This window comes from Massilia psychrophila (assembly GCF_002760665.1).
Lineage (GTDB): Bacteria > Pseudomonadota > Gammaproteobacteria > Burkholderiales > Burkholderiaceae_D > JAFCUW01.
Genome location: NZ_PDOB01000006.1, coordinates 105,837 through 119,106 on the forward strand (window position 1 = coordinate 105,837; position 13,270 = coordinate 119,106).

Below are 13,270 nucleotides of genomic sequence, written 5' to 3' on the forward strand. Positions count from 1 at the left end.
TTTGAGAGGTAGTCGTCATGAATGTCTCCGATGAAATCAAACGTTTGCACGAATTGCACCAGGCCGGCGCGCTGACGGACGCCGAATTCGAACGCGCCAAGGCCAAGGTGCTCGACAGCGTCGTCAATTTGGAGAAGCAGTCCGGCCCAGGCGCCGGCAGTGGCAATGGCAATGGCGACTTCGCCAGCGAAATCGGCGCGCTGCGCCGTTCGCGCAGCGACCGCTGGCTGGGCGGCGTCTGCGGAGGGCTGGGCAAAGCCTCCGGCATGGAAGCGTGGATCTGGCGGCTGGTGTTTGCGCTGTTTACGCTCACGTTCGGTTTCGGCCTGCTGATCTATCTGCTGATGTGGATTTTCGTCCCTGAAGAATAAAACTAGGAATATCAAACAATGAGCACTGCCAAGCAATTTGACGTTGTCGTCATCGGCGCCGGTCCCGGCGGCTACATCGCCGCCATCCGCGCCGCGCAACTGGGGTTTTCGGTCGCCTGCATCGATGAATGGTCGAACGACAAGGGCGGCCCGGCGCCGGGCGGCACCTGCACCAATGTCGGCTGCATTCCATCGAAAGCGATGCTGCAATCGTCGGAAAATTTCGAGCACGTCGGCCACAGCTTCAAGGACCACGGCATCGACGTCGCCGGTTTGACCCTGAACCTGCCGCAAATGTTGAAGCGCAAGGACGGCGTCGTCAAACAGAACAACGACGGCATCCTGTACCTGTTCAAGAAAAACAAGGTCAGCTTCTTCCACGGCCGCGGCGCTTTTGCCGGCACGCTTGATGGCAGCTACAGCTACAGCATCAGCGTCAGCGGCGCCGATGCCGGCACCTTGAGCGCGAAGCACGTCATCGTCGCCACCGGCTCCAACGCCCGCGAACTGGCGGGCGCGCCGTTCGATGAAAAGCTTATCTTGTCGAACACCGGCGCGCTGGCGATCAAGGCGGTGCCGGCGAAACTGGGCGTCATCGGCGCCGGCGTCATCGGCCTCGAAATGGGCAGTGTATGGCGCCGGCTCGGTGCCGACGTCACCATTCTCGAAGGCCTGCCGATGTTTCTTGGCGCGGTCGACGAGCAGATCGCCAAGGAAGCGCACAAGCTGTTTATCAAGCAGGGCCTGAAAATCAGCCTGGGCTGCAAGATCGGCCAGATCACGCCAAACGGCGAACAGGTCACGGTGGAGTATATCGACGCCGCGGGCGCCGCTATGACCGCCGTGTTCGACAAGCTGATCATCTCGATCGGCCGGGTGCCGAACACCAACGGCCTCAATGCCGACAGCGTTGGCCTGAAGTTAGATGAGCGCGGCTTCGTCGTCGTCGACGACGACTGCAAGACCAGCCTGCCGAACGTGTGGGCGGTGGGCGACGTCGTGCGCGGCCCGATGTTGGCGCACAAGGCCGAGGAAGAGGGCGTGGCGGTTGCCGAGCGCATCGCCGGCCAGCACGGCCACGTCAATTTCAACACCGTGCCGTGGGTGATCTACACCGCGCCCGAAATCGCCTGGGTCGGACAGACCGAGCAGCAGCTGAAAGCTGCCGGCGTGGCCTACAAGGCGGGAACTTTCCCGTTCATGGCAAACGGCCGCGCGCGCGCGCTGGGCGACACGTCCGGCATGGTCAAGGTGCTGGCCGATGCCACCAGCGACGAGATCCTCGGCGTGCACATGGTCGGCCCGATGGTTTCCGAGCTCATCTCCGAAGCCGTCGTGGCGATGGAATTTCGTGCTTCGGCCGAAGACATCGCGCGCATCTGCCACGCTCATCCGTCGCTGTCGGAGTCGACCAAGGAAGCCGCGCTGGCAGTCGACAAGCGCTCGCTCAATTTCTGATGGTCCCCCACCGGGCCGGCGTCCTGCCGGCCCGGATTGCATGGTTTGCGTCCCCAATGAATGTCCAAGAGTTCTATCAGCACGCGCTCGCCGAGCGCGGCTTTCAATCCGACGCGGCCCAGCAGCGCGCGGTCGACCGGCTGCAGCAGGCTTACGAGGAGTGGACCGGCTACAAGTCGCGCCGTTCGTCGTCCTTGCGGCGCCTGGTCCTGCGTCCCGACGTGCCGCGCGGCGTTTACCTGTGGGGTGGGGTAGGGCGCGGCAAGTCGTTTCTGATGGACAGCTTCTATTCGGTGGTGCCGCTGGTGCGCAAGACGCGCGTGCATTTCCACGAGTTCATGCGCGGTGTGCACCGCCAGCTCGATGACCTCAAGGGCGTCGCCGATCCGCTCGACGAAGTGGCGCGCCGCATCGCCAAGAAGTACCGCCTGATCTGCTTTGACGAATTCCACGTCTCCGACATCGCCGACGCGATGATCCTGTACAACCTGCTCAAGCCCTTGTTCGATCACGGCGTCTCGTTCATCATGACGTCAAACTACGATCCGGACCTGCTGTACCCGGACGGCCTGCACCGCGACCGCATGCTGCCGACCATCGCGCTGCTGAAAGACAAGCTCGACGTGCTCAACGTCGACGCTGGCGTCGACTACCGCAAGCGCGCGCTCGAGCAAGTCGACAGCTACTACACGCCGCTCGGCGCTAAAGCCGACCAGGGGCTGCGCACCGCCTACGCCAGGATCGCGGAAACCGCCGACGAAGACCCGCGCGTGCGTATCGAGGAGCGCGAGATCCGCGCCCTGCGCCGCGCCGGCGGCATCATCTGGTTCGATTTCGCTACCCTTTGCGGCGGCCCGCGTTCGCAGAACGACTACCTCGAAATCGCCAGCCGCTTCCATACCGTGGTGCTGTCGTCGATTCCGGCGATGTCGGCCGCGCAGTCGTCCGAGGCGCGCCGCTTCACCTGGCTGATCGACGTTTTCTACGACAACAAGGTCAAGCTGCTGATGTCGGCCGAAGTGGTGCCCGAGGCGCTCTACACCGAAGGCATGCTGGCCATCGAGTTCCAGCGCACCGTCTCGCGTATCATTGAAATGCAGTCGCGCGAGTACATGGAAGCGGAACGCCGCAGCGCCGCCGAAGCCATCGCTTGAATTTGTCGACCGTTGGCGCCTCCCAAAAAGGAATTACAACCATGATCATCCTGTATTCACACCTGCGGCGGCGGGCCCTGGCCGCGGCGCTGCTGGCGGCGCTGGCCGGATGCGGCGCCGTCACATTGCAGCCGCTTGACGCGACCGTGACGAAATCGGAATCGGTGGCCGATGCAGAGCGCAAGCTGGTGCAGACGGCGCGCGACAGGGCACAGGCCGAGGCCGCGTTCGCCGCCAGCGAGCAGGTTTGCCACGCCAAGTTTTTTGTCAATAACTGCCTCGACAAGGCGCGCGAGAAGCGCCGCGACGCCCTGGTCGGCTTGCGCGCGATCGAGGTCGAAGCCGATCGTTTCAAGCGCCAGGCGAAGGTCGATGAGCGCGACCGCGACCTGGCCAAGGCGGAGGCAGACTTTCAGGCGGAGGAAGCGAGGATGGCCGCCACGCCACTGCCAGTGGGCGCGCAGGAGCCGGGTCCCGCGCTCTCTACGGCGCCGAAACCGGCGGTGGCGCGCAATCGCGCCGCCGGGCAGGCCGCCAAACTGAAACAGCGCGATGCCGACGATCAGGCCGGCGCCGCCAAGCGCGCTGCCAACGTGCAGGCCTTCGAAAAGCGCAAGCGCAATTCGGCGCAGCGGCAGAAGGAAATCGCGGAGAAAAAAAAGCAGAGGGTGAGCGAAGCGGAGGGGCAGTAATCGTAACGTCGTCCTCGCGCACGCGGGGACCCCATTTCGTGAAACAATCGAAAAAGGTTGTGTCGATATACGTCAACGGGTCTCGCAGCTAATGAGGTCCCGGGGGGCTCCGCGTTCGCGAGGACGACGAGGTTCGTTAAGCGCTCTTTCCAACGCGAACGTTAGCCTTAAACCGCCCGCCCCATCTTCTGCACCGTGTAATTCGGCACATCCTTCGGCGGCTTTACCAGCTTGACGATTGCCATCGTGCAGTTGCCGCCCTTGCCCTGGGCGCGCTCGGCGGCCTTGTCGATCAGCAGCCCGGACGCCTGGCGCGGCGCGTTCCGGGCGAGGACGGCGCCGAGCTCGGCGTCGGTGAAAAAATGCCACAAGCCGTCCGAACACAACAGGAAAGAATCGCCCGCATCGAGTCTCTCGTGGCTGCCGATGGCAACGAACGGTTCCTTGCGGCTGTTGCCCAGCACGTTCACCAGCAGCTTCGAATGACGGTGGTTGTGCGCCGTTTCGGGCGGCAGTTTGTCGGTTTCCATCAGGTAATCGATGTACGTCGCGTCGCTGGTGCGCGACTTGCACTCGCCGTTCTGGAAACGGTACAGGCGCGAATCGCCGACGTGCGCCCACACCCCCTGACCGCCCGGGGTGATGATCAGGGCGGCGAAGGTGGCGTGCGGCTCGGTCTGGGTTGCGACCCCGTTCATCTTGATGACGAGATGGGTTTCGTGGACGATTTCGCGCAGCAGGTTCGATAACCGTTCGATGCCCGGGTTGTCGCCGGGCTTGAATTCGTCGAACAGTTGCTTGGCCGTGTGCAGTACCTGCTCGGACGCGTTGGCGCCGACGGCCAGCACCGCCATCATGTAGCCGGGCGCGCGGGCGCCGGTGAACAGGGCGGTGCGGTCATTTTGTTGGGGCCGGTTACCGATGTGCTGGGCCGTGCCGGCTTCGATCTTGTATGAATTCATCACTACGCTTTTTAATCTATGTTGGCGGCAACGTCGCGGTAGATTAAACTATGCCCTGGCACCACAAAATGTTGCAAGCAGATACTATTACTGTGCGACACCATTTTTTGATTGTATGCGGTTCGGCCGCTGCCAATCGAAAGTATTTGTAATTATCTGTTGGGAACAGCAAAAATGATCGATGACCAAACCATCCAGCGGCGGCTGATCGAACTTGACGTGGAACACCGCGATCTCGATGCGGTCATAGACTTGCTGACTTTAGACGGTCATCACGACCAATTGCAGCTGCGCCGGCTGAAAAAGCGCAAACTGCAGTTGAAGGACCATATCACCCTGTTGAAAATGCAATTGGTGCCGGATGTTCCGGCCTGATCCGTCTTCGCTTCACTGAAATGCCAATTTGACCGATTCCATCCAGGCGCCTGGCGACAATGTCGACGCCGCCGACCCGCTCATCGCGCCAGTCGGCAAATTCGACGCCGAGATCGACCGCCTGTTCAGTGCCAGCGGCCCGCTCGCGCCCGCGGTCGGCAGTTTCAGCCCGCGCCGCTCGCAAACCGAAATGGCCAAGGCGATTGCCCAGGCCATCGCCGGCCAGGAAACACTCATTGCCGAAGCCGGCACCGGCACCGGCAAGACCTTCGCCTACTTGGTGCCGGCGCTGCTATGGGGCGGCAAGACCATCGTCTCGACCGGCACCAAGAATTTGCAAGATCAGTTGTTCCTGCGCGACATCCCGACCGTGCGGGCCGCCTTGCGCGCCCCGGTTTCGGTGGCGCTGCTCAAGGGCCGCTCGAACTACGTCTGCCACTATCACCTCGAGCGCACCATGCAGAATGGGCGCATGACGTCGCGCGACGACATCGGCCACCTGCGCGAAATCTCCCGCTTCATCAAGATGACAAATTCCGGCGACAAGGCGGAACTGGCGAAGGTGCCGGAAAACGCGACAATCTGGAACCTGGTCACTTCCACCCGCGACACCTGCATGGGCGCCGAGTGCCAGTACTACCAGGACTGTTTCGTCATGAAGGCGCGCCGCGAAGCGCAGCAAGCCGACGTGGTCGTGGTCAACCATCACCTGTTTTTCGCCGACGTCGCGCTCAAGGACACCGGGGTGGCTGAGCTGCTGCCGTCGGCCAACACCATCATCTTCGACGAAGCCCACCAGCTGCCCGACACCGCCACCCTGTTCTTCGGCCAGACGGTGTCGACCTCGCAGATCCTCGAGCTGTGCCGCGACGTGCTGGCCGAAGGCCTAGCGCACGCGCGCGGTGGCGTCGACTGGGCCAAGGTCGTGACCGTGGTCGAAAAAGCGGCGCGCGATTTGCGGCTGACGTTCCCGCAAGACGTGGTGCGCATGTCGCTGGCGCAGATCACGCCGTCGTCCGACTTTTTTCCGGCGCTGGCCACGCTCAAGGAGCAGTTGGCGGCGATGGTCGAGGTGCTGGAAGACCAGGCCGCGCGCGCCGAAACGATCGAGCAGGTGCGCGTGCGGGCGGTCGAACTGGCCGCGGCGCTGGACGGCTGGACCGCCGCCGGCAAGGGCAAGCTGGCCGAGGGCAAGGAATTCGATGACGCGGTGCTGTGGGTCGAGGCGTTCTCGTCGTCGCTGCAGCTGCACAAGACGCCGCTGTCGATCGCGCCGATCTTCAACAATCAGCGCGAAGGCACGCCGCGCACCTGGATTTTTACGTCTGCCACGTTGGCGGTAAAAAACGACTTCAAGCATTTCTCCGACCAGATGGGACTGGGCGGCGAGCCGGCCAAGACCTGGCCAAGCCCGTTCGACTACGAGCAGCAAGGTTTGCTGTACGTGCCGACCGGCCTGCCCGACCCGAACGCGATGGGTTACACCGACGCCGTCGTCGACTGCGCCTTGCCGGTGATCGAAGCGGCCGGCGGGCGCACCTTCTTCCTGTGCACCACGATTCGCGCCGTCAAGCACGTCGCCGAAAGGCTGCGCCAGGAGTTTGCCGACCGCGGCCTTGAGTACCCGCTGTTCGTCCAGGGCGAGCGCGGGCGCACCGAACTGCTCGACTCGTTCCGCAGCGCCGGCAACGCGGTGCTGGTGGGCAGCCAGAGCTTTTGGGAAGGCGTCGACGTGCGCGGCGACGCCTTGTCGCTGGTGATCATCGACAAACTGCCGTTCGCCCCGCCGGACGATCCGGTGCTGGCGGCGCGCATCGACGTCATGGAAAAGCAGGGCAAGAACGGCTTCATGCACCACACGCTGCCCGAAGCGATCATCAATCTGAAGCAGGGCGCCGGACGCCTGATCCGCGACGAGACCGACCGCGGCGTGCTGATGATTTGCGATCCGCGCCTGATCTCGAAATCGTATGGCAAGCGGGTGTGGCAAAGCCTGCCGCCGTTCAAGCGCACCCGCTTGCAGGCCGACGTCATCGCCTTCTTCAAACCGCCTGCGGCCGACTAGGGGTCTGACCCCGGCTAGCGGTGGGGCATGCGTGTCGATGAGCTTGGCCTGATTATCACGGCACGATCACAACCTTCCCTGTCACCTTGCGCGCCGCCATGTCATTGAGCGCCCTGGCCGTGTCTTCCAGCGCATAACGCCCGGAGATGCGCGGCCTGATCTTGCCCTCACTTAGCCAGCCAAGCAGCTGGCGCATCGCCGCCATGTTGGCCTTCGGCTCGCGTTTGGCGAACTCGCCCCAGAACACGCCGATCAGCGAAGCGCCTTTCAACAGCATCAGGTTGAGCGGCAGTTTCGGGATTTCGCCGTTGGCAAACCCCACCACCAAGTAGCGCCCGCGCCAGCCGATCGCGCGAAACGCCGCTTCCGTGTAGGCGCCGCCAACCGGGTCGTAGATCACATCCGGGCCGTTGCCGCCGGTGGCCGCCTTGATTGCCTCGCGCAGGTTTTCGGTGGTGTAGTTGATGGTGGCGTCGGCGCCGTGTTCGCGGCATACGGCCAGCTTGTCGTCGGTCGAAGCGGCGGCGATCACGCGCGCGCCGAGCGCCTTGCCGATGTCGATCGCGGCCAGCCCGACCCCGCCGGCCGCACCCAGCACCAGCATCGTCTCGCCCGGCATCAAAGCGGCGCGGTCGACGATGGCGTGGTGCGACGTGCCGTAGGTGAGGGTAATGGCGGCAGCGATGTCGAACGCCATCCCGGGCGGCATCGGCATTACCGCCTGCGCCTGTGCCACCACCTGCTGGGCAAAGCCGCCCTGGGCAGTGAAGGCGATCACCTGGTCACCGATCTTGATGCCCGCCACGCCGGCGCCGACTGCCTTGATGACGCCGGAAATTTCGCTGCCTGGCGTGAACGGCAATTCCGGCCTGACCTGGTACTTGCCCTCGATAATGAGGACGTCGGGGAAGTTGACCCCGGCCGCCTTGACGTCGATCACCACCTGGCCCGGTCCCGCCACCAGGTCAGGCAACTCCTGCACTTCCAGGCTGTCGGGCAGCCCCCACGCTTTGCATACTACCGCTTTCATTGCCGTCTCCGTCATGGTTGCTTTTAAAATAGTACGACCGTTTGATTTTAAGATTATGCCCGAAGTGTATGGCGCCAGCCATCGCCGATGAGCTGAGGGCGCGTTTGCGAAAACGCAAAGCGGTAAAAGTCGAGCTTGTTACAGTCTTGGTGGCGAGCGCGCGATGTTGACTTTTGTACATCGGGAGGGTGGAAATGGCAATCCGTTACGGCTGTTTCTTCAGCTATGCACATGGCCGCCGGGACTTGATGATGAACAAGTTCACCACCGAGCTGGCCGAATCCCTGCGTTGCTATCTCGAACCCTATTTTAACGACGAGGACGAGCTGTTCATCGACCGCGAACAGCTCGGCGGCGGCGACGACATCGACCACAAGATCGCCCGCGCGATGTGCGAAAGCGTCGCCATGATCATGATCTATACGCCGAAATACGAGGCCCACCTCTTCACCCGGCGCGAACATGCGGCAATGAAGTTGATCGAAGCCGAGCGCAGCACGTGGTATGCGATGCCGAGCCACCTGATCATCCCGGTCATCCTGACCCACCACCCGGACCACCTGCCGCCGCAAATTACCAGTTCCATGTACGTGGATTTCTCGCGCTTCACGATGGCCACCACCGACATGAAGTCCAATCTCGACTTTATCCCGGATATCAAAAAAATCGCCACTCGCATTGCCCAGCATTACGTGTGTCAAAAGAACCATACGCCGGCTAGTCACAACTGCAACCAATTTGTACTTCCCGCTGTCACACCGGAATGGCGTGAAAAGCCGGAAGTTTCGTTCCCAAAAATATAAGGAGTTCTATGGAAATTAACCGAATTACACTGCCGCCGATAACCGCTCCCGGCGACGTGACCACCTTCTATTCATTCGAGAGTGGAACGGCGCGCAGTGTCGCGCTGTCGAACATGGCGATGCTGCTCGCGGGGCGACAAAATGCCACCGTGCCAGTACTCATGATCGATTGGGATACCGAAGCACCCGGCCTGCACCATTTCTTCGAGCAGCCGGGGCAGACGCAAGGGAAACGGCCAGGCGTGCTCGAGTATTTCGAGGCCTGCCGCGAGCATCTGCACCTGGTGCAGCGCACCGCCCCTGGACTCGACGACGCCGCTCTTGCCATCCGGGTCCTCGAAGCGGTTGACTGGGAACCGTACGTCGAGCGGGTCGACCAGAGCCGTCCGTTGTACCTGATGCGCGCCGGCTGCTTCGACAGCAGCTATGGCGAACGGGCCGACCGGATGGACTGGGACAGCCTGTTTGCCGCCTGCCCGGCGTTTTTCCGCTGCTTCGGCGAACACCTGGCGCGCCAGTTCCGCCATGTGCTGATCGATGCGCGCAGTGGCCGCTCGGCCGCCGTCAGCATCTGCACCACGCTGCTGCCGCGCAAGCTGGTGGCGCTGTTTACGCCCAACCAACGCAGCCTCGAAGGCCTGGCCGGGGTGGTCAACCGCGCCATTGAATACCGTTGCAGCCACGAAGATGAACAGCGGCCGCTGCTGGTCTACCCGCTGCCGTGCTCGGTCGACAGCGCCGACTGCGGGCGCCGCCTGCAATGGCGCCGCGGCGACCCGCACAAAGGCGTCGGCGGTTACCAGCCGGTGCTCGAAAAACTGCTGCGCCAGACCTATGGCATGGCGCAGATATCGCTCGACGGCTATTTCGACGAAGTGCAGCTGCAGCAGACCAGCGCGATGTCCAGTGGCGACCATTTGACGGCCTGCCCGGAACGCGGAGGCGATCGCTTTTCACTGACGCGCACCTTTGAAATCCTGCTCGACTGGGTTGCTGACGGTCATTTTCCATGGCAATCGCGCGCCGAGATCGCGCTGCTGTCGAACATCGCCGCGGCCCGGGCGCTGTCGATCGACGGCATCGCGACGGCGGTGTCGATGCCGCTTGCGGCCGACCTCCTGCGGCTTGGCGAGCTGTACCGGCTGCAGGGCCGTTACCGGCAGGCCGAGCAATGTTTCGAGGAAAGCGTCACCTTGCGCGAGTGCCTGCTCGGCATTGATCATGCCGACACCCGCGCCAGCCGCGCCGGCCTGGCCGGTCTGCTGCGCGAGAACGGCAAGCCGGACGAAGCGAGTCTCCTTTACGCGCTGCTGGCCGGCGACTGCCGGCGCCTGCTTGGCGCCGACCATCCCGAAACGCTCGGCGTGCTGGCCGGGATGGCCGCTACGCTGGCCGACTTGCGAACATTCCCCCAGGCGCTGGCCTTGCACGGGGAAGTCACCGAGGCGTGGGAGCGGCTGGTCGGTCCCAACCACGTCCAGTTCCTGACCAGCCTTGCCGAGCAGGCCGGCACGCAGGCGCGCTCCGGCGAGCTGAGCCGGGCCCGTTATGGCTATGAACGGGTGCTCGAAGGGCGACAGCGCCTGCTCGGCACCGAACACGAGGACACTTTGCGCTGCACCGAGCAGCTAGCCACGCTGCTGTGCGAGCTGGGCGATCTCGGCAATGCCCGCAAATTGCAGGACGAAGTGGTACTGGCGCGCGAGCGGCATGTCGGCGCCGACCACGTCGATACGGTGCGCTCGCGCGAATCCCTGGCCGAAATCGTCGCCACGCTGGGCGACCTGGACGCCGTGCGCACCATCCAGGAGACGCTGGCCGGGTCGCGCGAACGGCGGCTCGGCGCCGAGCATCCTGAAACGCTGAGCATCAAGCTGCGGCTGGCGACGACGCTCGGCGAGCAGGGCGACCTGGAAGCGGCGCGCCGCATCCAGCAGCACGTCGTCAACCAGCAGGAGCGGATGTACGGAATGGACGATTTCGAGACGCTGCGCAGCAAGAAAATGCTGGCCGCTACTTTGTCGAGCCAGGGCAATGCCGATGCCGCGCGCCAACTGGTCGAGACCGTCCGCCTGGGCACCAACCGGCTGCGCAACATGGGCGGCATGGCCTCCGGCCCGCACGAGTCGGACTTCGGAACGGTCGGCTTGAAGGCGGCGATCCTCGAAGCGCGCGGCGGCAATGGCGACCCCGACACGCTCGACCATAAGCTGGCCCAGCTGCAGCAGTTGATCGACAACCAGAGTCCGCGCGAGGCGCGCGCGCTGGCCGACAGCCTGCGCGCAATGGTGCTGCAGCCGTGCGTTGCGCATCCCCTGCGGCGGCGCGGCGTGGCAATGATCAAGCAGGTCTATGAACAGGAGGGCGACCTCGGTGCGCTGGTGGCCTTTTTGAAGGCCGAATTGACGTCGGTGAGCGGGGCGCTGATCAATGCAGTCGGCGGCAAGACAGCAGTCGCCCAACAAGCCGATGCGTCAGGTTAAATCAGCCGGCCACCAGCTGCGCCAGCTTGGGACCGAAGTCGGCTCTGCCGTTGGCAGAGCCGACTTCGGCCATTGGCACAAGCAATTTTCTGCAAAGGGGAATCGGCGCCATTTTGCCCCCGCTGTCGGCGCTGCGACGAATGTTTTCCGCCACCCGCCGATGTGGGCTTCGGTTGGGGTAAAATTGCTGCATGAGAATACTAATCAGCAATGACGACGGCTATCTCGCCCCCGGTATCAACGCCTTGGCCGAAGCGCTCGCCCTTGTCGCCGAGATCGTGGTGGTTGCGCCCGACAGCAACCGTTCGGGCGCGTCGAATTCTCTGTCGTTGGACCGGCCGTTGTCAGTCCAGCGAGCCGCCAACGGCTTTTACTTCGTCAACGGTACGCCGACCGACTGCGTCCACGTGGCGCTCACCGGCATGCTCGACTACCGTCCGGATCTGGTGGTGTCGGGCATCAACAACGGCCCCAACATGGGTGACGACACCTTGTATTCCGGCACCGTCGCGGCCGCCACCGAAGGCTACCTGTTCGGCATTCCCGCGATCGCTTTTTCACAGGCCGAGCACGGCTGGACCAACCTCGACGCCGCCGCCCGCGTTGCCCGCGACCTGGTGCTGCGCCGCTTCGACGAGCTCGCCTCGCCCTATCTGCTGAACGTCAACATCCCCAATTTGCCGTACGAGCGTCTCGGCGCCATCACCGCTACCCGGCTCGGCCGGCGCCACCAGGCCGAGCCGGTGATCCGCGCCCTCGACCCGCGCGGGCGCGAGATTTTCTGGATCGGCCCGCCCGGCGCTACTCTTGACGCCGGCGAAGGCACCGATTTCCATGCGGCCGCGCATGGCCTGGTATCGGTGACTCCCTTGCAGGTGGACCTTACCCACAAGACCCAGCTCGCCGCGCTGGCACGGGGCCTCGCATGAAAGACCGGTTCGGCGCCGCGAAGAACAGCAATTTTCCCTTGCCGCTGTCGTCGCTGACCCGGCCGGCCGAACGCAACAAGGCATCGTTTTCAACCGCAGGCGTGGCCACGCCGCAAACTGCGACGCAGAACGCGGCGCAGTCCGTGCCAAGCCCGGCGCCGCACCGCGCTGCGTACCCCGGACAAAAAACCGGCGCCGCGCCGTCGAAGTCGCACAGCGAGGCCATGCAGCGGGCTCAGCCGGCAGCGCCGATCCCGCCGCGGCCCGATCTGATGGTGTCGGAAGCGATCCGGCGCGCGATGGTGGCGCGGGTGGCCAAACAGGGCGTGCAGGACCCGGTGGTGCTGGCCGCGCTGGAAAGCGTGCCGCGCCACATGTTCATCGAGCCGGCGATGTCGGCCCAGGCCTACGTTGACGCCTCGCTGCCGATCGGCCATCACCAGACTATTTCCCAGCCGTACATCGTGGCCCGGATGATCGAAGTGATGCTCAATGGCGGCAAATTCGGCGGCAAACTCGGCCGCGTGCTCGAGATCGGCACCGGCTGCGGCTACCAGGCCGCAGTGCTCGCCCGCGTGGCCCAGGAAGTGTATTCGATCGAGCGGATCAAGCCGCTGCACGAGCTCGCCAAGTCCAACTTGCGGCCGTTGCGCATTTCAAACCTGCGCTTGCAGTACGGAGATGGTATGCTTGGCCTGCCGCAGGTTGCCCCTTTCGACGGCATCATCTTGGCTGCGGCCGGCCTCGAGGTGCCGCGGGCACTGCTCGAACAACTCGCCATCGGCGGCCGCTTGGTCGCGCCGGTGGGCGCACAGGTCCAACACCTGCAACTGATCACTCGCAGCGGCAAGGCGGAATGGACGAGTGAGACGCTCGAGGGCTGTCACTTTGTGCCACTGCGTCCCGGCATCGCCTAAGCCCTGCCCAAGATTGCCGACACCCTATACA

At 63.9% G+C, this 13,270-nt stretch carries 12 protein-coding genes; 10 read left to right on the forward strand and 2 right to left on the reverse strand.

Annotated elements, in window-relative coordinates; translation table 11 throughout:
- Positions 1-17: 17 nt before the first annotated feature.
- Genes CR103_RS06100 through CR103_RS06115 form a run of 4 tightly spaced genes read left to right on the forward strand, consistent with a single transcriptional unit; the run spans position 18 to position 3,675 of the window.
- Positions 18-371: a PspC domain-containing protein gene (locus CR103_RS06100; RefSeq protein WP_099915110.1), complete on the forward strand. Its 354-nt coding sequence runs from the start codon at positions 18-20 to the stop codon at positions 369-371.
- 18 nt (positions 372-389) lie between these two features.
- Entirely contained in the window at positions 390-1,829 is a 1,440-nt protein-coding gene (gene lpdA / locus CR103_RS06105; RefSeq protein WP_099915111.1) for a dihydrolipoyl dehydrogenase, read from the forward strand.
- 56 nt (positions 1,830-1,885) lie between these two features.
- The gene (zapE, locus tag CR103_RS06110; RefSeq protein ID WP_099915112.1) at positions 1,886-2,983 is read left to right on the forward strand and encodes a cell division protein ZapE; all 1,098 of its coding nucleotides are present in this window, start codon (positions 1,886-1,888) and stop codon (positions 2,981-2,983) included.
- A gap of 41 nt (positions 2,984-3,024) precedes the next feature.
- Positions 3,025-3,675: a hypothetical protein gene (locus tag CR103_RS06115; RefSeq protein WP_099915113.1), complete on the forward strand. Its 651-nt coding sequence runs from the start codon at positions 3,025-3,027 to the stop codon at positions 3,673-3,675.
- A 167-nt stretch (positions 3,676-3,842) separates the two neighbouring features.
- On the opposite strand, the gene CR103_RS06120 is transcribed toward CR103_RS06115, so the two are convergent.
- Positions 3,843-4,637, reverse strand: a complete 795-nt coding sequence (locus CR103_RS06120; RefSeq protein WP_099915114.1) for a PP2C family protein-serine/threonine phosphatase — start codon at positions 4,635-4,637, stop codon at positions 3,843-3,845.
- A gap of 174 nt (positions 4,638-4,811) precedes the next feature.
- Between CR103_RS06120 and CR103_RS06125 the strand changes: the two genes are divergently transcribed.
- Both CR103_RS06125 and yoaA read left to right on the forward strand, forming a co-directional pair.
- Positions 4,812-5,012: a YdcH family protein gene (locus tag CR103_RS06125; protein ID WP_099915115.1), complete on the forward strand. Its 201-nt coding sequence runs from the start codon at positions 4,812-4,814 to the stop codon at positions 5,010-5,012.
- Between the two features lie 28 nt (positions 5,013-5,040).
- Entirely contained in the window at positions 5,041-7,077 is a 2,037-nt protein-coding gene (gene yoaA, locus CR103_RS06130) for a DNA repair helicase YoaA (RefSeq protein ID WP_370659420.1), read from the forward strand.
- A gap of 55 nt (positions 7,078-7,132) precedes the next feature.
- Here the strand turns inward: yoaA and CR103_RS06135 are convergent, their stop codons facing one another.
- A complete protein-coding gene (locus CR103_RS06135) occupies positions 7,133-8,107 on the reverse strand; it encodes an NADPH:quinone oxidoreductase family protein (protein ID WP_099915116.1) in 975 nt (324 codons plus the stop codon).
- Positions 8,108-8,301: 194 nt separating this feature from the next.
- On the opposite strand from CR103_RS06135, the gene CR103_RS06140 reads away from it, so the two are divergent.
- The 4 genes from CR103_RS06140 to CR103_RS06155 all read left to right on the forward strand — a co-directional run bounded on the left by CR103_RS06140 (position 8,302) and on the right by CR103_RS06155 (position 13,239).
- Entirely contained in the window at positions 8,302-8,910 is a 609-nt protein-coding gene (locus CR103_RS06140) for a toll/interleukin-1 receptor domain-containing protein (RefSeq protein WP_099915117.1), read from the forward strand.
- A gap of 8 nt (positions 8,911-8,918) precedes the next feature.
- Positions 8,919-11,393 carry a tetratricopeptide repeat protein gene (locus tag CR103_RS06145; RefSeq protein ID WP_099915118.1) on the forward strand — a complete coding sequence of 825 codons (2,475 nt, stop codon included), beginning with the start codon at positions 8,919-8,921 and terminating at the stop codon, positions 11,391-11,393.
- A 191-nt stretch (positions 11,394-11,584) separates the two neighbouring features.
- A complete protein-coding gene (gene surE, locus CR103_RS06150; protein ID WP_099915119.1) occupies positions 11,585-12,322 on the forward strand; it encodes a 5'/3'-nucleotidase SurE in 738 nt (245 codons plus the stop codon).
- Positions 12,319-13,239: a protein-L-isoaspartate(D-aspartate) O-methyltransferase gene (locus CR103_RS06155; protein ID WP_099915120.1), complete on the forward strand. Its 921-nt coding sequence runs from the start codon at positions 12,319-12,321 to the stop codon at positions 13,237-13,239. The genes surE and CR103_RS06155 overlap by 4 nt, the downstream gene beginning before the upstream one ends.
- Positions 13,240-13,270: the final 31 nt, after the last annotated feature.